The sequence below is a fragment of the Anaerolineales bacterium genome, assembly GCA_019637755.1.
Taxonomy (GTDB): Bacteria; Chloroflexota; Anaerolineae; order Anaerolineales; family UBA11579; genus JAMCZK01.
Genome location: JAHBVC010000001.1, coordinates 183907 through 204170 on the forward strand (window position 1 = coordinate 183907; position 20264 = coordinate 204170).

At 60.5% G+C, this 20264-nt stretch carries 17 protein-coding genes and 1 tRNA gene; 12 read left to right on the forward strand and 6 right to left on the reverse strand.

Going from position 1 to position 20264, the window contains the following annotated elements; translation table 11 throughout:
* The 7 genes from fdrA (at position 1) to KF821_01025 (ending at position 9230) form a co-directional block, all read left to right on the forward strand.
* On the forward strand, positions 1–1671 hold the full coding sequence (fdrA, locus tag KF821_00995; GenBank protein MBX3004386.1) for an acyl-CoA synthetase FdrA: 1671 nt from the start codon (positions 1–3) through the stop codon (positions 1669–1671).
* A 92-nt stretch (positions 1672–1763) separates the two neighbouring features.
* A complete protein-coding gene (locus KF821_01000; protein ID MBX3004387.1) occupies positions 1764–3008 on the forward strand; it encodes a DUF1116 domain-containing protein in 1245 nt (414 codons plus the stop codon).
* 88 nt (positions 3009–3096) lie between these two features.
* Positions 3097–3885, forward strand: a complete 789-nt coding sequence (locus tag KF821_01005; protein ID MBX3004388.1) for a cyclase family protein — start codon at positions 3097–3099, stop codon at positions 3883–3885.
* A 1-nt stretch (position 3886) separates the two neighbouring features.
* Positions 3887–6244, forward strand: a complete 2358-nt coding sequence (locus tag KF821_01010) for a xanthine dehydrogenase family protein molybdopterin-binding subunit (GenBank protein ID MBX3004389.1) — start codon at positions 3887–3889, stop codon at positions 6242–6244.
* A gap of 51 nt (positions 6245–6295) precedes the next feature.
* Positions 6296–7501 carry an amidohydrolase family protein gene (locus tag KF821_01015; protein ID MBX3004390.1) on the forward strand — a complete coding sequence of 402 codons (1206 nt, stop codon included), beginning with the start codon at positions 6296–6298 and terminating at the stop codon, positions 7499–7501.
* Complete coding sequence (locus tag KF821_01020; GenBank protein MBX3004391.1) at positions 7498–8379, forward strand: DUF2877 domain-containing protein; 882 nt, start codon at positions 7498–7500, stop codon at positions 8377–8379. The genes KF821_01015 and KF821_01020 overlap by 4 nt, the downstream gene beginning before the upstream one ends.
* Positions 8376–9230: an NmrA family NAD(P)-binding protein gene (locus KF821_01025; GenBank protein ID MBX3004392.1), complete on the forward strand. Its 855-nt coding sequence runs from the start codon at positions 8376–8378 to the stop codon at positions 9228–9230. The genes KF821_01020 and KF821_01025 overlap by 4 nt, the downstream gene beginning before the upstream one ends.
* 284 nt (positions 9231–9514) lie before the next feature.
* Here KF821_01025 and KF821_01030 read toward each other — a convergent pair whose 3' ends face one another.
* Positions 9515–10972: a xanthine permease gene (locus KF821_01030; GenBank protein MBX3004393.1), complete on the reverse strand. Its 1458-nt coding sequence runs from the start codon at positions 10970–10972 to the stop codon at positions 9515–9517.
* A gap of 179 nt (positions 10973–11151) precedes the next feature.
* On the opposite strand from KF821_01030, the gene KF821_01035 reads away from it, so the two are divergent.
* The 3 genes from KF821_01035 to KF821_01045 are packed head-to-tail and all read left to right on the forward strand — an operon-like array spanning position 11152 to position 14322.
* Entirely contained in the window at positions 11152–12357 is a 1206-nt protein-coding gene (locus KF821_01035; GenBank protein ID MBX3004394.1) for a CoA transferase, read from the forward strand.
* Positions 12358–12391: 34 nt separating this feature from the next.
* Positions 12392–13615, forward strand: a complete 1224-nt coding sequence (gene dinB / locus KF821_01040) for a DNA polymerase IV (protein MBX3004395.1) — start codon at positions 12392–12394, stop codon at positions 13613–13615.
* Positions 13612–14322, forward strand: a complete 711-nt coding sequence (locus tag KF821_01045) for a hypothetical protein (protein MBX3004396.1) — start codon at positions 13612–13614, stop codon at positions 14320–14322. Before dinB ends, KF821_01045 begins: the two co-directional genes overlap by 4 nt.
* Here KF821_01045 and KF821_01050 read toward each other — a convergent pair.
* From KF821_01050 to hisS, 4 genes are all read right to left on the reverse strand, one after another.
* The gene (locus KF821_01050; GenBank protein ID MBX3004397.1) at positions 14319–14654 is read right to left on the reverse strand and encodes a hypothetical protein; all 336 of its coding nucleotides are present in this window, start codon (positions 14652–14654) and stop codon (positions 14319–14321) included. The genes KF821_01045 and KF821_01050 overlap by 4 nt on opposite strands.
* A gap of 42 nt (positions 14655–14696) precedes the next feature.
* Positions 14697–14876, reverse strand: coding sequence for a hypothetical protein (locus tag KF821_01055; protein MBX3004398.1), 180 nt, complete (start codon positions 14874–14876; stop codon positions 14697–14699).
* 305 nt (positions 14877–15181) lie between these two features.
* Positions 15182–15257: transfer RNA gene (locus tag KF821_01060), tRNA-His, on the reverse strand.
* Between the two features lie 40 nt (positions 15258–15297).
* Positions 15298–16563, reverse strand: coding sequence for a histidine--tRNA ligase (hisS, locus tag KF821_01065; protein MBX3004399.1), 1266 nt, complete (start codon positions 16561–16563; stop codon positions 15298–15300).
* Between the two features lie 107 nt (positions 16564–16670).
* On the opposite strand from hisS, the gene xth reads away from it, so the two are divergent.
* Entirely contained in the window at positions 16671–17438 is a 768-nt protein-coding gene (gene xth / locus KF821_01070) for an exodeoxyribonuclease III (GenBank protein ID MBX3004400.1), read from the forward strand.
* Positions 17439–17501: 63 nt separating this feature from the next.
* Complete coding sequence (locus KF821_01075; protein ID MBX3004401.1) at positions 17502–18851, forward strand: cytochrome P450; 1350 nt, start codon at positions 17502–17504, stop codon at positions 18849–18851.
* Positions 18852–18923: 72 nt separating this feature from the next.
* On the opposite strand, the gene KF821_01080 is transcribed toward KF821_01075, so the two are convergent.
* A complete protein-coding gene (locus KF821_01080) occupies positions 18924–20156 on the reverse strand; it encodes a sigma-70 family RNA polymerase sigma factor (GenBank protein ID MBX3004402.1) in 1233 nt (410 codons plus the stop codon).
* Positions 20157–20264: the final 108 nt, after the last annotated feature.

The window sequence follows — 20264 nt, forward strand, 5'->3', positions numbered from 1 at the left end:
ATGAGCGTAACCAAAAGTGAAGTGCGCCCCGGCGTCTATTACGACTCGGTGGTGCTGATGCAGTTGCAGCGCAAGCTGGCCGCCCTGCCCGGCGTAGAAGACGCCGGTGTGGTGATGGCTACGCCAGCTAATCTTGAGCTATTAGCGGACAGCAACCTGCTGGAAGCAGCTGGCAAAGCTGCCCGCCCAGAAGATTTGCTGATCGTGGTGCGCGCCGGCAGCGAGGCTGACGCCAGCGGCGCGCTGGCACAGGTGGATGAATTGCTCAAGCAGCGCAGCAGCGGCGGCGCTAACCAAGCCTTCCGCCCGCGCAGTCTGGCTGCGGGGGTCAAGAACCTGCCCGCCGCCGAATGGGTGCTGATCTCAGTGCCCGGCCGCTACGCCGCCAAGGTGGCGCACGAAGCGCTGGACAGCGGCAAGCATGTATTCCTGTATAGCGACAACGTTGAGCTGGAAGACGAAATTGCGCTCAAACAGCGCGGCGCCGAGTTGGGCCTGCTGGTAATGGGCCCAGACTGCGGCACCGCCATCATTAACGGCGTGGGCCTGGGCTTCGCCAACCGCGTGCGCCGCGGGCCGATTGGCCTGGTGGGCGCATCCGGCACTGGCTTGCAAGCTGTGACGGTGGGCATCCACAACTATGGCGGCGGCGTATCGCAAGCCATCGGCACGGGCGGGCGTGACCTCAAAGCGGAGGTCCGCGCGGCCAGCATGCTGCAGGGCTTGCGCTACCTGGCCGCCGACGAGGCTACGCAGGTGATTGTGCTCATCTCTAAGCCGCCCGACGAGGCCACGGCGGCCCGCCTGCTGAGCGAAGCGCAGACGGCAGGCAAGCCGGTTGTAGTGTGCTTCATTGGCTTTGCCGCCCCGGCTGAGCAGATTGGCAATGTGCATTTTGCCCAAGGGCTTGATTCGGCGGCACGTATCGCTGTGGGGTTGAGCACCGGAGCCATCACCCCCCCAGTCATCGAGCGGCGCACAGGTTATCTGCGCGGCCTGTTCTCCGGCGGTACCTTGGCCTACGAAGCGCTCAATGGTCTGCAGAATTTCCTGCACCCTATCTATTCGAATGTAGCCATCCGTAGCTCACAGAAGATGGCCGACCCGCTGCACAGCCAGGCGCACACCATCATAGACCTGGGCGAAGATGTTTTCACCGTGGGCCGTCTGCACCCGATGATGGACAACGACCTGCGCCTGCGCCGCCTGAAGCAAGAAGTGGAAGACGCCGAAACTGGCCTGGTGCTTCTGGACGTTGTGCTGGGTGAAGGCTCGCATGCCGACCCCGCTGGGGAGCTGGCCGCGGCCATCGCAAGCCACCGCAAAACGCGCTCAGACATTGAGTTTGTGGCTTTAGTCGTCGGCACGGACGAAGACCCCCAAAACACGGACGAGCAAATCCAAAAACTGGAGGCGGCTGGCGCTCGCATCTTCCGCGAAACGACGATGGCGGTGGACTACATTGCGGCGCGCTTGGCCGCCACGCCCAGCGCCACTGGCAAGGCTTTGCAGCCCTTTAGCGAGCCGCTGGCCGCCATCAACGTGGGCGTGGAGAGCTTCTTTGACAGCCTCAAAGCGCAGGGTGCAGACGCGGTGCAAGTGGATTGGCGACCGCCCGCGGGCGGCAACGAAGCACTGGCCAGTATTTTGGAGAAAATGAAAGGCAGGTAGCTAGTGAACAGTAACGAGTGACTAGTGAGCAGTACATAGCCCGCTAGCCTGATCACTGTTCACACATCACTGCTCACTACACTGGAGTGCAAATGATAGATATTGCAAAAGCGAATCAAACCGCCGTCTCCCGCATGATGGAGGCGCGCCCGATACTGAAAGGCGTTACGCCGGCCAAAGACGTCATCCCGGGCATGAAGCCGAATCTGCTGCTGCACGCCGGCCCCCCCATCGAATGGGCACGCATGTCTGGCCCGTTGCGCGGAGCGGTCATCGGCGCGCTGATCTTTGAAGGACTGGCCAAGACGGAGCAAGAGGCTGTGGCGCTGGTGGAAAAGGGCGAGATTGACTTTGCGCCCTGCCATCATCACGACACCGTTGGCCCCATGGCTGGCGTGACCTCCTCCTCCATGATGGTTTACATCATCGAGAACGAGACCCACGGCAACAAGGCCTACTCCAACCTCAACGAAGGCTATGGCAAGGTGCTGCGCTATGGCGCCTTCAGCGAGGAAGTGATTGCCAAGCTGCGCTGGATGAACGAAAGCATGGGGCCGTTGCTGGCCAAAGCCATTGAGGCCAGCGGCGGCATTGATATCCGCGCCCTGCTGTCCGAGAGCTTGCACATGGGCGACGAGGGCCACAACCGCAACAAGGCTGGCTCCATCATCTATACCGCCAAGCTGGCACCGTGGATTGCCAAGGTGGTCGCTGACAACGAGGTGGAGTCTGAGGTGCTCAAGGCGCTGGGTGACAATGCACTCAGCGTACTGAATCCCGTCATGGCGGCCTGCAAAGCCATGTCAGCCAGCGCACACGGCATCGAGGGCAGCACGATGGTGACCACGATGGCGCGCAACGGCACCGACTTCGGTATGCGTGTCAGCGGCCTGGGCGAGCAATGGTTCACCGCCCCCGCCGAGGTGCCGGATGGCCTGTACTTCCCCAGCTTCACCAGCAAGGATGCCAATCCAGACATCGGCGACAGCACCATCACGGAGACAGCGGGCATCGGCGCCTTCGCCATGGCGGCAGCGCCAGCCATCGTCACCTTCGTGAGCGGTACGCCGCAGGATGCGCTCAACGCCACGCTGGAGATGTACGAGATCACCATCGCCGAGCACAGCCACTTCACCATTCCGCAACTGGAGTTCCGCGGCACGCCGACCGGTATCGACATCCGCAAGGTGGTTGAGCTGGGTATCACGCCGCGCGTCAACACCGGCATCGCCCACCGCGAAGCGGGCGTGGGCCAGGTGGGCGCTGGTTTGGTACGCCCGCCGATGAAGATTTTTGAAGATGCGTTGGTGGCGTACGCGGAGCGCTACAAACTTTAAAGAGCCAGCAAGTCATCTAGTCTGTTGGTCGACCAATTGACCAGATGACTAAGCAACTATCAGACTGCTAAAAAACTAAGGAGAACTTATGAAAATCCACGACTTGTCCCAGCCCCTCAACCAAGACGCCTCGTTCTGGCCGTTCTACCCCCCGTTTGAAGTCAAGTACATCAAGCGCAAGGCCGAGCACGGCGTGAACGCGCAGTACATCATGACCAGCAATCATATGGGCACCCACTTGGATGCGCCGCGCCACTTTGTCACCAACGGCAAGACGATTGACCAGTTGCCGCTGGATTGGCTGTATGGCGAAGGCGTGATTGTGGATCTGAGCAGCCAGCTGGACGACCTGGATGTGTTCACGCCCGAGATGATCGAGAAGACCGCCGAGGTCAAGAACGGAGATATTCTCTTCATCCACACGGGCTGGCACAAGTATTCCTTCTTCAGCCCAGAGGGTGACGAAGAGCGTTACATCCAGCGCCACCCCGGCCCGCACCACAGCATCTGTGAGTGGCTGCTGGACAAGAAAATTCACCTGTGGGGCGTGGACATGATTTCCACTGACCACCCCATGAACCTGCCCATTGGCCGCTTCCTCGGCAAAGGTGGTTTGGAGCACTGGGCCAAGGTGCGCAAACTCGTGGAGAAGAAACTAGGCGGCTCTGAGAAGGTGGACGAAATGTTCCCTGCTGAGGCTTACCAGCTCACCCACAATGCGCTGTTCCCGCATGACTGCTTCCATGTGGAGAACCTGGGTGGCGAGATTGGCAACCCGGCGTTGCACAACAAGCGCCTGATCCTGGGCGCCTTCCCGTGGAAGTTCCAGGGTGGCGAGGCTGCCTTCTGCCGCGCCGTGGCTTTCACCCAAGAGTAGTATGACCACGCGGTACTTCGGCCAACGCATAAAACGCAACGAAGACCCCCGCCTGCTCACCGGGCGGGCGCTCTTCGTTGATGATGTAGATTTGCCGGGCATGGCGCACATCGCTTTTGTGCGCAGCCCGTACGCGCATGCGCGCATCAAATCCATTGATGCAACCGCGGCACGCGCCCTGCCCGGCGTCATCGCCGTGTACACGGCCGAAGACTTGGGTAGCTTCTGGCGCACCGGCGTGCTCAACGTTGGCCTGCCACCCATCAAGAACGCCTACCTCAACGAACGCATGCACCCCATCCTGGCCAAGGACAAGGTGCGCCATGTGGGCGAAGTCATCGTATGCATCGTGGCTGAGACGCGCTACATTGCTGAAGACGCCGCCGGGCTGGTGCTGGTGGATTACGAAGCGCTGCCCGTGCACATTGACCCGCGCAAAGCGTTGGAAGCTGGCGCGGCGCTGATTCATGATGACCTTGAGAACAACATCGCCGCTCACGTAGTGCAGGAAAAAGGCAACTACGAGAAGGCCAAAGCCAAGGCTGACCATATCATCAAGCGTGAGTTCTTCTATGACCGCGGTACGGCGGCGGCGATGGAAAACCGCGGCATCGTAGCGGCGTGGGATGCCAAGGCCGGCAAGCTCACCATGTGGGATACCACCCAGGCGCCCGTCATCATCCGCAACGGCATCGCCGGCATGCTCGGCCTCTCAGAGCATCAGGTGCGCCTGATTGCGCCGTTCATCGGTGGCGGCTTTGGGCCCAAGATTTTGATGTTCTACCCGGAGGAGATGCTGCTGCCGTGGATCAGCATGCAGTTGAATATTCCGGTGAAGTGGATTGAAGACCGCGCCGAGAATTTCTACTCCACCACGCAGGAGCGTGGGCAACACCACGAAGCGGAGCTGGCCATCATGAACGATGGCACCATCGTGGGTGTCAAAGACGTCTTCTGGCATGACAACGGCGCCTACGACCCGTATGGGTTGACTGTACCTATCAACACGCAGTGCACCCTGCTCAATATGTACAAGGTGCCGGATTATTACAGCGAGTTCACCGCGGTATTCACCAACAAGCCCATCGTCAGCCCTTACCGTGGCGCAGGCCGCCAACATGGCGTGTTTGTGATGGAACGTCTGCTGGACGCGGCGGCCAAAGAGCTGGGGCTGGACAAAGTAGCCATCCGGCGCAAGAACCTCATCCCGCCCGAAGATTTTCCTGTCAAGCACCAAATCATCTATCAGGATTTCAGCGAGCTGACCTACGACAGCGGCAACTACGAGCCGGTGTTGGATAAGGCGCTCAAGATGATTGAATACGATAAGTTTTATAGCGAGCTGAAGCCCGCCGCCGAGAAGGCTGGCAAGAAGCTCGGGCTGGGCATCGTGTGCTATGTGGAAGGCACCGGCATTGGCCCGTATGAGGGGGCGCGCATCCAGGTGCAGGCCAACGGCCGCGTCAGTGTGGCCACCGGCATCGGCACGCAGGGCCAGGGGCACTACACCAGCTACGCCCAGATTGTGGCCGAGCAGCTCGGCGTACCGGTCAACCAGATTGACCTGGTAACGGGCGATACCGACCAGTTCCACTGGGGCGTGGGCACCTTCGCCAGCCGTGGTGCGGTGGTGGCAGGCAATGCCATCCACGCCGCCGCCCTGCGCGTGCGCGAGAAGATTCTTGCCAAAGCAGTAGAAGAGTTCGAAGGTGAAGTCACGCCTGACAAGCTAGAGTTGGTAGACGGCAAGGTACAGATCCTAGGCGCACCGGAAACCGCCATCCCGCTGGGCGTGCTGGCGCAGAAGGCGAACCCGATGAGAGGCGCGGTCAAACCCGGCACCGAGCCCGGGCTCGAGGCTACCGACTACTTTGGCCCGGAGATGGGCACCACCGCCTACGGTGTGCACGCCATGATTGTGGAAGTTGACCCGGACACAATGGTGATTGATATCCAGAAATACGCCGTAGTACATGACTGTGGCGAGGTTATCAACCCGCTCATCCTCGACGGTCAAATTCATGGCGGTGTGGCACAAGGCCTGGGCAATGCCTTCTACGAGCAGCTTGTGTTCGATGACATGGGCCAGATACTCAACGCCTCGTTCATGGATTACTTGCTGCCTGCTGCGCAGGATGTGCCACGCATGGACACTGACCACACCACCACCCCATCGCCGCTCAATCCCATGGGCGTGAAGGGCGCGGGCGAAGCTGGCGCCATTCCGGTAGGCCCGCTGGTCGCACAGGCGCTGGAAGATGCGCTGAACATGCCCGGCTTTGAGATCCGCGAGATCCCGCTCAGCCCGCTGCGCCTGTGGCAACTGGCGGATGAGCACAAGAACGCCACAACCCAGTAACCCGCTTGGGTTACTGGGTTGTGGTTGCTGGTTTTTCGCACCAGGAGGCGCATGGCCACTTCGATCCTGATCTCCAACGCGCAGCTGCGCAACAAGCCCGCCGGTGAAACCGTATCCATCTTGATCCAAGACGGGCGCATAGCGGCCATTGATAAGGTCATCACGGGCAGCGCCGATACTCAGCTGGATGCTGGCGGCAACCTGGTTACCGAATCGTTTGTGAATGCCCATCTGCATCTCGACAAGGTATACACGCTGGACCGCATGGATGAACTGGCACTGCAGAGCTACCAGGGCGCCGGCATGGGCAAGGCGATGAACGCCATCGAGCTGGCCAGCCGCGTCAAAGCCGAGTACGACGAGAGTTGGATTCTTCCCAATGTCCGCAAAGCGCTGAGATTGGCCACCAAGAACGGCAACACGCACATCCGTGCCTTTGCGGATGTGGACAGCAAAGCCAAGCTGATTGGCGTGCAGGCGCTGCTCAAAGCGCGCGACGAATTCAAGGGCATCGTAGACGTGCAAGTCGTTGCCTTCCCGCAGGATGGTGTGGCGCGCGAGCCAGGCACCGAGGAGCTCATTCGCGAAGCCATGAAACTGGGCGCAGACGTCGTGGGCGGTATCCCGTGGATTGAATTCACGGATGCAGATGCGCAACAGCACGTGGATGCCATGTTCGCCATCGCCAAGGAGTTTGACAAACCTGTCTCCATGCTGGTGGATGATGCCGGCGATGCTGGCTTGCGCACGCTGGAGATGATGGCGCTGGCCGCCATCAAGCAGGGCTGGCAGGGCCGCGCCCTGGCCCACCACGCACGTGCCATGGCGTTGTACCCTGTGCCCTATTTGCAAAAAGTGATTGCCTTGCTCAAGCAGGCGCGCATGTATGTAGTCAGCGACCCGCAAACCGGCCCGCTGCACGCCCGGGTGCGTGAGCTGCTGGAAGAGAATGCCTACGTGTGCATCGGGCAGGATGATATTTCCGATGCGTACTATCCCTACGGACACAACAACATGCTCGAGGTGGCCTTCCTGGCTTCGCACCTGCTGTGGATGACCTCACGCGCTGAGATGGAAACGCTGTACAGCCTGGTGACCACTGAGGCTGCCAAAGCCATCGGCCTGCAGGATTTTGAACTCAAGGTCGGCGCGCCTGCACATCTGGTAGTGCTGGACACTCCCACTGTGCGCGAGGCGCTGCGCTACCACCGCGCCCCAGTACATGTGATTAGCCACGGGGTGCTGCTTCACGAATGAACGCTGACCGTAGACTGCGGGCGCGTTCGATTGCGCCCGCAGCCCAGCACTGGCTGCACAGCACGCAGGAGGCACGCGTGCTGTATGCCTTTGAGGCCGTGGTGAACTTGGTCAATCAAGACGCGCAGGTGCTCTCCCTGGTGGATGCGCGCATTGGCGATGGCCCATTTTCCATCGTGCTCGAAGACTTTCCACAAGGGACTCAGGCCGAATCGCGCCTGCTGGTGTTTGAAAACGGCTTGTGGCTGGACGATTGGCTGATTGATGCTGACTCGGCCCCACAATGGCACCCTGTGCCTGCGTGGGCGGCGCTACACACGATGCCAGACACCGTGGCGCATGCAGCGGGCGAGCTCAGCCTGTTGTTGCAGCAGTATGCGCCTGAAGATAGCCTGGCTCGCATCGTATTATTGGATGCAGGCACCTCTACTTTGCCTGTGCGCATTCAACAGCTTGCCGAGCAGAACATTCCCCAGTTGCTTGAAGGTATCCGCAGCCAAGATGCCAACAGGATACAGGCTGCGGCACGCAAGCTGGCCGGCGTTGGCCCCGGGCTGACCCCCGCCGGTGATGACCTGCTGCTGGGCTCCATGTACGGGCTGTGGGCCACTCAGCCGGCCTCGGCGGCCAGCGAACTGGCCGAGGGCATGGCAGACGTGGCGATTGAACGCACGCATGCCCTGTCAGCGGCCTGGCTGGCTGCGGGAGCACGTGGCGAAGCGGCCCAGCCTTGGCACCAGCTGATAGCCGCCATCGCCAGCAGCGATGGCGCAGCCCTGCAAGCTGCTGCGCTGCGCATCCTGCCCACCGGGCACACCTCCGGCGCTGATGCGCTGGCAGGCTTCATGGCTGTGCTGCAGCAGGGTGGCACAGCATGATCTTGGTGACCGGAGCCAACAGCAAGACCGGCCGTGCCGTCCTGGCCGCCTTGCAGACCAAAGGCGCAGCCACGCGGGCGCTCGTACGCCGCGAGGTGGACATGCCTGCAGACGAAGTAGTGCAGGCGGACATGGCCGACCCTGCCGCTATGCAAGCTGCCCTGGCTGGTGTAGACGCGCTGTACTTCATTGCACCCAACATGTACCCGGATGAAGTCGCGCTCACTGCCGCATGGATTGCGGCGGCCAAAGCCGCAGGCCTGCGCCGCTTTGTATATCACTCCGTGCTGTATCCGCAGATAGCCGCCATGCCGCATCACTGGCAAAAGTTGCGCGTGGAAGAAGCGCTGATTCAATCAGGCTTGGATTTCACCATCCTGCAGCCCGCCAGTTACATGCAGAACGTACTGCCCTATTTGCCCGCCATGCGCACGCAGGGCGAGTACCGCGTGCCTTACTCTGTGGATGCACAGTTCACTCCCGTTGATTTGAACGACGTAGCCAGCGTGGCTGCCCGCGTGCTGCTAGAAGCCGGCCACCACGGCGCCATCTACCCGCTTGCCGGGCCACAGGTACTGAGCTCAGCCGATATGGCCGCACAGACCGCGCTCCACATCGGCCGCCCGGTAGCCGCGGCGCAGCAAGCGCTGGCTAACTGGCAGGCCAGCAACGCGCAGCTGCCCAGCTATGCGCGTGACACGCTGAGTGCAATGTTCGCCTATTACGATGCACACGGCTTCGCCGCCAGCAGCTTCACGCTGCAAAGCTTGCTAGGGCGTGCACCGAGTAGCTTTACGGAATTTCTTCAGCGCGAGCTGGTTAAGAATCCACAGATGAACACAGATTATTGAGCCGCTGATACAAGCGATGAACGCGGATAGCCCTGGCACCCCCCGTCATTCCGACCGAATGCAACCAGGGAGGAATCATTTAGGGCAAAACAAAGGTTTTTTAGAATGGCCTAAAGGATTCCTCCTCGGGCTTTGCCCTCGTCGGAATGAAGGTTTGTAGTTATCAGCGTTCATCTGCGTTTATCCGCGGTTAAAACAGCAGTTAGTTTTCATCTATGGAAAATACCTGCAAAAAAAAAGAGCAGCGCGATGCGCTGCTCTTTTTTTCTTGCTAGTCACTCAGCTTAGCGGCGAGCCGTTTTCTTCGCCGCCGTCTTCTTGGCAGCCGTCTTCTTACCAGCCGCTTTCTTGACTGCGGTAGCCTTGCTAGCCGCGACCTTGCTCTCCCCCTCAGGAGCGAAGATGAGGAACACTGCATTCAACAGGATGCCGAGCACCGCCGCAGTGGCGATGGCGGGCAGGCCGCTGGGGAAGATTCCCTGCAGGAACGGAATGGGCAGGAAACCACCCGCATAGCCGATGTTGCCGCCGATACCCACCACCATGATGGTGGCGCCTACGGCCAGGTTGCGCGGGTCAAACATGCTGACCTTGTGCTCCTGCATCAGGGCGATGCCTTGCATACCAATCACACCGAACAGGTAGATGGCCAGGCCACCACTCACCGCCAGGGGCACCGCGCTCACCAGCGCAGCCAGCTTGCCGACGAAGGCCAGCAGGATCGACAGCACACCCGCGGCGATCAAGGCCGGGCCGGAGTAGTTGCGCGTAATCGCCATCAGCGAGTTGTTCTCGCCATAGTTGGTACCCGCGGTAGCGCCAAACAAACCGTTGATGGCATCGCCCACACCGTCCAACACCAGGTTGAAGCCAATGTTCTTGTCCAACTCGTAGGGCTTGGCCTTGCGCTCCGCCGCGAAGCGGTCCACATATAGGCTGATCTGATACAGGTGAGCCGTGGATTCAGGAATGGTAGCGATCGCCATGATAGCAATGCTAAACACCGCTGTAGCCACGAACGCGCCACTGAAAATGGGAGCGGTCAGGTGCGGCATATCAAACAGCGGAGCTGCCGCCACGCCACCGAAGTTCACTGAGCCGGGCGCAATCAAGCCAGAGATCAGCATACCGGCAACTGCACCGAGCAACACGGGCAGCATGCCCAGGAAGCCCCGGTTCTGCAGATAGACCGAGAACAGGATGGTAAGCACCAGTGTCGCGATGGAGACGCCCCAGTTAGCAGAAGCCATATCCAGCGCAGCGAAGGCGAGACCGAAACCGATGATGGCGGCCACAGAGCCCGTCACCACCGGAGGCAACACCTTATCCAGCGCACTCTTGCCGAGGGCGCGGATGATGAAACCGATGACGATGTTGAGCAAACCGGTAACAATGATGCCGGCCTGCATCGTGCCGATCACTGCATCGGGCGCAGCAACGCCGAACTCCGGCGCCGCGCCGGTCATCGCGCTCACCACAGCCACGTAGGCGGCGATGTAGCTGAAGCTGGAGCCATAGAACAGCGGAATGAACTTGCCGATGCCCATCTTCGACAGGATCAGCGCCACGATGGTGGAAACGCCGGAAGCGAACAAGACGGTGTTGACGTGGAAGCCACACAAAGCAGCCACCAAAACGGTGGCCGGAAACATGGTGAGGACGTGCTGGAAACCTAAAAGAATAAGTTGCCCCACAGGTGGGGTTTCATTGGGCAGGTAGCCCATACGTTGATTAGCAGCCATATACTCTCCTCATCGACTAAAAAATAAAAGCGGGATTGCGGGTAGGAAAGACAGTATGCAAAACGCCCCCAGGCACCTCCTTTTCGATAAAGAAGTCCGACATACTGCAGATTTACAACCCACAGATTCGCCAAAAGCTACGCGCCAAAATCATAGAATATTTGACCTATAATGGGGCCATGACCTCACCTACACCCGGCCTGCTACAAGGCATCCGCATCCTCGATCTCACCCGTGTGCTGGCTGGCCCCTACTGCACCATGCTGCTCGGTGACATGGGGGCGGATGTCATCAAAGTAGAGGCGCCCGATAAAGGCGACGATACCCGCCAATGGGGCCCGCCCTTCACCGCCAGCGGCATGTCGGCCTATTTCATCTCCGCCAATCGCAACAAGCGCAGCCTGACCCTGAACCTGAAGCATGCCGAAGGCCTGGCCATCCTGCGCCAGCTCATCGCCACCTGCGACGTGCTCGTGGAGAATTTCAAGCCCGGCACCCTGGAACGCCTGGGGCTCAGCTACGCCGCCCTGCAGGCCCTACGCCCCGACATCATCTACTGCACGATCAGCGGCTACGGCTACACCGGGCCGGATAGCACCCAGCCCGGCTACGACTTCATGGCCCAGGCCCGCGGCGGCCTGATGAGCATCACCGGCCCGGCCGATGGCGAGCCGGTGCGCGTGGGCTTGGCCATCGCCGATCTGCTCTCTGGCATTTATGCGTGCAATGCGATTACCGCCGCGCTTTTCGCACGCGAACGCCAAAAAACCGGGCAGCGCATCGATATTGCGCTGTTCGATGCCCAAGTGGGCACGCTTTCCTACGTAGCCAGCAACTATCTCATCTCCGGCCAGCCGCCCAAACGCTACGGCAACGGCCATCCCAACATCGTGCCCTACCAATCGTTCAAAGCCAGCGATGGCTACTTTGCCTTTGCCAGCGGCAATGACGGCCAGTGGCAAAAATTCTGCGCTGCCGCCCGCCGCCCAGAATTGGCCACAGACCCGCGCTTTGCCAGCAACCCCCAGCGCGTTGAGCACCGCCAGGCGCTGATTGCCCTCTTGGAAGAGCTGTTCGCTACCCGCCCCGTGGCCGCGTGGCTGGCGCTGTGCGCCGAAGCGGGCATCCCCGCTGGGCCAATCAACACGATCGACCAGGTCTTTCAGGATCCACAGGTGCTCGCCCGCGAGATGGTCTGGCACACTGCGCTTACCAGCGGCGAGCCTATCGATCTGCTGGCCTCACCGCTGAAAGTGCCCACCAGCCCGATGCAGCTGCGCTATCCTCCGCCCGCGCTCGGCGAACACACCACCACCATCCTGCACGATGAGCTTGGCCTGGCGGAAGAAGCCATCACTGCGCTTAAAGACAGCGGTGCCATCTAAGCTCTCCCTAAGTGGCTATACGCAATCCAGCCGTATGCACGCTGAGACGCTCCCCCCGCAACGCACCATCATCCACCTTGACCTGGATGCGTTCTTCTGCGCCGTGGAAGAGCTGCGCGACCCCACGCTGCGTGGCAAGCCCTTCGCCGTGGGCGGCAGCCCCGAGGGGCGCGGCGTTGTAGCCTCATGCTCCTATGCGGCACGCAAGTTCGGCATTCACTCCGCCATGCCGATGGCCCGCGCCCTGCGCCTGTGCCCCCAACTGATCGTGGTGCGCCACCACTTCCGTGATTACAGCGATCTCTCCGGCAAAGTGATGGATGTCCTCGGCAGCTATTCGGATAGCGTACAGCCTATCTCCATCGATGAAGCCTTCATTGATATCAGCCACCTGCCGCAGCCTGGCATCGTCTACGCCCGCCAATTGCAGGCCCAAATTCGCGATCATTTGCACCTACCCTCCTCGCTGGGTGTGGCCAGCAACAAACTGGTGGCCAAGGTAGCCACTAACGTTGGCAAGGCCAGCATGAAAACTGGCAACTATCCCTTTGCCATCCAGGTGGTGCCGCCCGGCGAGGAAGCCGCCTTCCTGGCGCCGCTGCCCAGCGACGCGCTGTGGGGCATCGGCCCCAAAACCGCCGAGCGCCTGGCACGTCTCGGCATGCACACGGTTGGCGATATCGCCCGCTATCCGCTGCATGAGATGCTGCGCCTGTTCGGCCAAACCGGCTCCTCTTTGCATTTCCGCGCCCAAGGCATTGACGATAGCCCGGTGCACGTCAGCCACGAAACCAAATCGATCAGCCACGAAGAAACTTTCGCCCGTGATACCAATCTTGAAAGCGAACTGCTGGCGGTGCTGCACGAACACAGTCTCTCGATCAGCAAGCAGTTGCGCAAACAAAATCTACAATGCAACACCGTGGCGATCAAGATCCGTTGGCCAGATTTCACAAAGATCAGCCGCCAACTGACCCTGCCCGAGCCTACCGACGATGCCAGCCTGATCGAGCAGGCTGCCCGTAAACTGTGGCTGGCCCACTGGAAGCCCGGCCGCAAAGTGCGCCTGCTGGGTGTGCGCGCCAGCAACCTGGCGCCGCCCAGCTTCCAGCCCAAGCTCTGGGATTGGGACCCGAAGGAGCATGAGAAGCAGGAACGCCTGGATGCCGCACTCAAAAGCGTGCAGGCGCGCTTTGGCGCCACCAGCCTCACCCGCGCCAGCGGCTTGGCGCCGCGCAAAGGTAAGCCGCAGCCATGATGCAGCCGGGTACCCACATCGGCACGCTCACCGAGCAAAGCCTGCACGCTGGACTGAAGCGCTGGCTGGCCCAGCCCGGCGATGCCTTCGAGCAACGCATGGATGGCTACCAGATCGATATTGTGCGCGGCCGCTTGCTGATCGAGATCCAGACCGCTAACTTCAGTGCGCTCAAAACCAAGCTCGCGCGCCTGCTCGAGAAGCACAAAGTGGTGCTGGTGCACCCAATTGCCGAGGCCAAATGGATCGTGCGCGAAAACAAACGCGGCAAGCTGCTCAGCCGGCGCAAATCGCCCAAGCACGGGCGCATTGAAAACTTATTCGACGAGCTGCTCTATATCCCCCAGTTTGTCAGCCACCCCAATTTCAGTTGCATGGCCGTCTTCACCCAGCAAGAGGAGATCTGGCGCGATGACGGGCGCGGCAGTTGGACGCGCAAGCATTGGAGCATCGCCGATCGCCGCCTGCTAGAAGTCACCGGCAGCCACCGCTTTCGTGATCTGAAGGATTTTCAGCGCCTGATCCCCAAGGAGCTGGCTACGCCTTTTACCCACAAGCAATTGGCCGCGGCGCGCAACATTCCCCTATGGCAAAGCACGCGCATGAGTTACTGTCTGCGCAAAATGGGCGCCCTGGAGAGCGTAGGCAAGGATGGCCGCACCCTGCTGCTTGCCCCCGTCGATATCAAGCAGCGGCCGCGGCGCTAATTCAACTCCCCGTACAAAACCCACGGCCCCACAAGAACACCGACAAAGGCATCATTTGCCAAGCGTTGCGCCTCTTCGAGCGGCATGCCTTCGGGTTGCGCTACGATCGCATAGCCGCCTGAATTTTCCATCTGGTAGCACTCGATCTCGATCCCCGTGCCTTGTAGCTTGCTGCGCGCCGCAGGGCAATCGATATTCTCGCTACGCGAAGTTTCCAGGCGCGGCACGGTCACGCGCACTTCCCCAGGCGCGGCAGAAACGGCATACGGAAAGCTCACCGCGTCACAGCGCTGCGCAGCTTTACCGCTCTCATCGTAGCGGTACTCGAGCAACGCCCAATAGCTGGCCTGGATCGTGCTACCACCAATACTAAGTTAGCTACGGCTCAGGTTCCAATCGTCCTCAGAGATTCGCGCAAAGCAAATATCCACCAGCACCGCACCGTTCTCCCTACGCCAGTTGGAGGCCTCAATGGCGACGCCATTCACTTCGGCAGTGTAGCCAGCCGCGCTGTGCGTTGCATCCAGTTCGCGGCCAGCGGGTGGCTGCGGCAAAGACGTAGGGCTAGCAGGCCTCAGCACATAACCTCTGCCAAGCAAAGCAATGACAACTACAACCGTGAAGGTTGTTAAAAGAATGCCTATCCTACCCAGAACGGATTTATCGTTAATCCCAGACTCCATTCACAGTCAGGTACTATATCGGGCCAGTGCGATGGCCGCGTGTGTTGCAAATACGTTATCCAGTTCCCCACTCAGCGTCAATCAACAAATGTACTGAAGCGGCCGCGCACAAACGCGGCCGTCAGCACCCGCTTAGGCAAACAAAAATCGGCCCCTAGGGCCGATTTCATTCTTACTGGGGTGGATGACGGGACTTGAACCCGCAACCACCGCATCCACAGTGCGGTGCTCTGCCGATTGAGCTACATCCACCAAGAAGGCGCTATTTTATCACGAAGGCTACCTGAACGCGCTACTTCAGCGCACCGCGCAACATCTCCACCAGCCCCACACGCGGCACGCTGTGTTGCTCGCCGTTACGCAGATCCTTAACGCTCACCACGCCTTGCGCCTGTTCATCCGGCCCTTGCACCAGCACCAGCTTGGCGCCGCTGCGGTCGGCTTGCTTGAATTGCTTCTGCAACTTATCGGCTTGCAAATGGCTGGTGACGCGCAGCCCGGCCTGGCGCAGCTCGGCGCCCAGCGCCAGGGCCTCCGCCAGCCCCGCTTCGTCAAACACGGTCACGTAGATCGGCGCCCGCCCGCTCAGATCTGGCGCGTGGCCCAGCGCCTGCAACAGCAGGCTGATCACCACGTTGCCCACGGCGAAGCCCACTGCCGGCAGCGGCTCGCCGCCCACCGCGTTGACCAAGTCGTTGTAGCGCCCGCCGCCAAAGATGGCGCGGAACTCCCCGGCGGTGTCCCAGGCTTCCAGCACCGTGCCAGTGTAATAATCCAGCCCGCGGATGATGTGCGGGGCATAGCGCACGTACTCCGCTACGCCCTGCGCCTCAACCGCACGGAAGAAGCGCTGCAACGATTCAGATTTTTGCCACAGCGCAGCATTGGCCAACAGCTTCTCAACCCCCAGCAATTGCGCCGCATCCAGGCCCAGCTCTTTGCCGCGTGTTTGCCAGGCTTCCGCACTCAGCTTGTCGCGGCGGTCGATCAGTCCAAACACTTCGCTGCGCAACGCACCGGCGATCCCCAGCGTTTCCAACTCCGCTTGCATCAACTGGCGATTGTTGACCAGAATCTGCGCTTCTCCGCTGCCCAGGCCGATCGTCTTGAGGAAGCTGGCAGCGATGGTAGCCAGCTCAGCGTCAGCTTCAGGCGAATCCTCGCCCACCATGTCAATGTTCCACTGGAAGAATTCGCGCGTGCGCCCCTTCTGCGGTTTCTCGTAACGCCAAAACGGGCCAAACGACCACCAGCGCAGCGGATAGGTCAGTTGGCGTTGGCGGCTGGCCACCATGCGCGCCAGCGTAGGGGTCAGCTCCGGGCGCAAGGTGATGCGCTCGCCGCCGCGGTCCTCAAACACGTAGGACTGCTTCTCCACCAACTCGGCGCCGGATTTAGCCGCATACAGCTCAAAGCGCTCCAAAAACGGGCCATCGTATTCTTGATAGCCGAACGATTCCGACACCTGGCGCATCTTGGCATACAGCCAGGAGCGCACCGCCATCTCTTCGGGATAATAGTCTTGCGTACCGCGTACGGCTTGAATAATGTTAGGCATGTGCGCATTATATAAGACTGGGAGAACGCAGGAACGAGATTTGAGAATAGAGATTTCGGAATCTCCGCTCTCTATCCTCTGCTTGCCAAACCCATTACAATCTACCTATGAAACTGATCAGCTGGAACGTCAATGGCCTGCGCGCCCACCTCAAAAAAGATAGCTGGGCCTGGATCCATAAGCAAAAGCCAGATGTGATCTGCCTGCAAGAGATCAAGAGCAAGCCCGAGCAGCTCAGCGACGCGCAGATGGAAACGTTCAAAGGCTACACCGTCGCCTGGAACCCCGCGGAGCGCCCCGGCTACAGTGGCGTAGCCACCATGGTATCGAAGCACAGCAAAGAAGACATCATCGGCTTCGGCGTACCGAAGTTCGATGTTGAAGGCCGCGTGATCCAGACCCGCTTCGATGATTTCACCCTGCTCAACGTCTACTTCCCCAGTGGCACCACCGGCATGCAGCGCGTCACGTTCAAGCTGGAGTTTTACGAAGCGCTGCTCAAGCACATCAAGAAGCTGCACAAAGCGGGTGAGAACCTGATCCTGACCGGCGATTTCAACACCGCCTACGCCGAAATTGACCTGGCCCGCCCCAAGGACAACCAAAAAACCTCCGGCTTCATGCCCGAGGAGCGCGCCATGCTGGGTAGCTACTTTGAGGCCGGGCTGGTGGATAGCTTTCGCCACCTGTATCCCGATAAGCAGCAGTTCAGTTGGTGGACGGCGCGCTTCCCCAGCGCACGCCTCAACAACATCGGCTGGCGCCTGGATTACTTCCTCGTCTCGCAGCCCCTGCTCAAAAGGGTTAAGGACGTTACGATCTTTAGCGAGGTTACCGGCTCTGACCACTGCCCGGTGATGCTGGAGCTCAAATAACCGCTCGGCACTCTTAACCCAATGTTAAAGTGATAAGCTTCACAAGTGGCGTATACTGGCCGCATGATCAATACGGAAACCGTATCCTCCACCCCTTCGCCATTGCCCACTCCGCCGATGCTCAAAGGCGGCCTGCCCTACCTCGGCCACGCGTTGGAGTTTTACCGTGACCCCGAGAATTTCTTCCGTCGTGGCTACCAGCAGCACGGCAGCGTCTTCGGCATAAAGCTGCTCGGCCAGCCGATGGCCATCCTGGTCGGCCCGCAGGAACAATCCTTCTTCTTCAAGAGCACGGATAAAGAGCTGGATATGGAGAAGCCCTACCAGTTCCTGGCGGCCATCTTCGGGCGCATTGCCTTCCTGGCGCCGCACGAAACCTACATGCGCCAGCGCCCGATCCTGCACAGCCTGTTCACGCGCGATCAGATGACCAGCTACCTGCCGATCATGAGCCGCACCATCACACACTGGCTCGCTGGCCTGGGTGAACGCGGCGAGATCGAGCTCACCGAAGCCATGACCCACCTGGTGAAAGAGGTGGCCGGGCGCTGCTTCCTGGGCGATGAGGTACATGAGCACCTCGAAGCCAGCGGCTTTTGGGATCAGTACGATGCACTGAGCGCCTCGCTCGACCCGCTACTCTACAAGCTGCCGTTGCCTAAGTTCTACCGTCGCGATCAGGCCAAGAAAAAGATGCGCGCCATCCTGCAACCGCTGATCGATGCGCGCCGCGCCAACCCCAAGCCCGATGGCTTCCAATACTTCCTCGATCAGCCGGATGGCTCCGGCGCCCCGCTGCCAGATGACATTGTGGCCAGTTTCTTCTCGGCGCTGCTGTTTGCCGGCCACGAAACCACCGCCGGGCAGAGCGCCTGGTCGGTCATTCACCTGATCGAGAACAAGGCCTACCAGGCCCAGGTGCGCGAAGAGATCGATCGCGTGCTGGGTGACAGCGACGAAGTCAACCATGTGCACATGCGCGAGATCAAGCGCATCAACGCCGCCGTGCAGGAGACCGGGCGCCTGCGCCCCTCGGCCGAGACGCTGATCCGCGAGGTCAAGCAAGATATCGAGCTGGACGGCTACCGTATCCCGGCGGGCTGGTTCGCCATGACCTCAACCGCCGCGGCGCATTTCCTACCCGAATTCTTCAGTGATCCGTATCGCTACGACCCCACGCGCTTCTCCGAAAAAGGCGAAGGCCGCGGCTTCGAACTGCTGACTTTCGGCGGCGGGCTGCACAAGTGCACCGGCATGAACTTTGCCCGCACTGAGATGGCCATCATCGTCGCCCTGCTGTTCCGCGCCTATGATCTGGAGTTGGTAACCCCCTTCGAGCAGATCGGCGTCAACCGCGGCGGCTCCAGCAAGCCCTCGCCGGTGATGGTGCGTTACCAAAAGCGCCAGCGCTAACCGGCAGCTACTACACAAAAAAAGAGCGCTGTTCATCACTGAACAGCGCTCTTTTTGAACCTCAGGGTCAGTTTAGTTAACGTAATCCTTCAAGCGCGAACGCACCCGCGGATCACGCAGCTTGCGTAGCGCCTGGGCTTCAATCTGGCGCACGCGCTCACGCGTAACGCCCAGCTTGCGGCCCACATCGCTCAGGCTGTGCACCTTACCATCATCCAGGCCAAAGCGCAGGCGCAGGATGCGCGCTTCGCGCAGCGGCAGGGTCTCATCGATGGTGCGCGCCAAGTCCTGCTCCAGCAGGCTCTGGGCGGTGCTCTCCTCCGGTGAAGGCGCGGTCTCGTCTTCGATCAACTCGCCCAACACCGAATCCTCATCGCTGCCGATCGGCGTTTCCAGCGAATGCGGCTGGTAGCCGGCAGTGGTGATCAGCTCGATCTCCTCGGCGCTGACTTCCAGCGCCTCGGCCAGCTCGGCCAGCGTGGCTTCACGCTTCAGCTCCTGCTTCAACGTGTTCTTCATGCGCATCATCTTGGCAATCTTGTCGCCCATGTGGGCGGGAATGCGAATGGTGCGCGATTTGTTCGAGATCGCCCGCGTGATCGCCTGGCGGATCCACCAGGTGGCGTAGGTACTGAACTTGAAGCCGCGGCGGTAGTCAAACTTCTTGGCCGCCCGCATCAAGCCGATATTGCCCTCCTGGATCAGGTCGATCAGCGGCAGACCGCGGTTCATGTTCTTCTTGGCAATGCTGATCACCAGGCGGCTGTTAGCCACAATGATGTGCTGGCGGGCGTTCCAGCCCACCTCCACCGCCTCTTGCAGCTCGGCCCGTTTGGCCGCGCTCAGGCCGGGCTTGGCCAGTTGGGTGCGCGCTTTGTTGCCGCGCTCCATCTTCTTGGCCAGGTCCACCTCTTCGGCGGCGGTCAGCAGCGGTACGCTGGCGGCTTCGTTGAAGTACAGGCGCACCAGGTCGCCCGTCTCGGCCTCGGCCAGCGGATCATCCGGCGCGTAGATCTTGCTGCGCGTCTTGGCTGGCTCGTCGTCCTCGATCTCCTCGTCGTGATCCAGCAGCTCGGCGCCCTCGGATTCCTCATCCTCCACCAGCGGGATGCCCTCGTTGAGCAGCGCTTCAAAGATCTCTTCCAGGTGCTCCGATTGGCGCTGTTCGCCCGGCACTACCTGCAAGACGTTATCAATACTTACAAAGCCCTGTTTGCGGCCTAGGCGAATCAGGCGCTCCAGAGCCTCATCTTCGTTTAGAGTGAGTTCTTCGTTTTCAAATGCTTCGATCGTATTTGTACTCATTCGATACTCTGCCTCCGTGTATTCAGAGTTGGCTTACCGTCAAATCCTTACACCCGTGTGCCCCAGATAACGCAGCATCACGAGAAATAACACACCACAAACCACCCA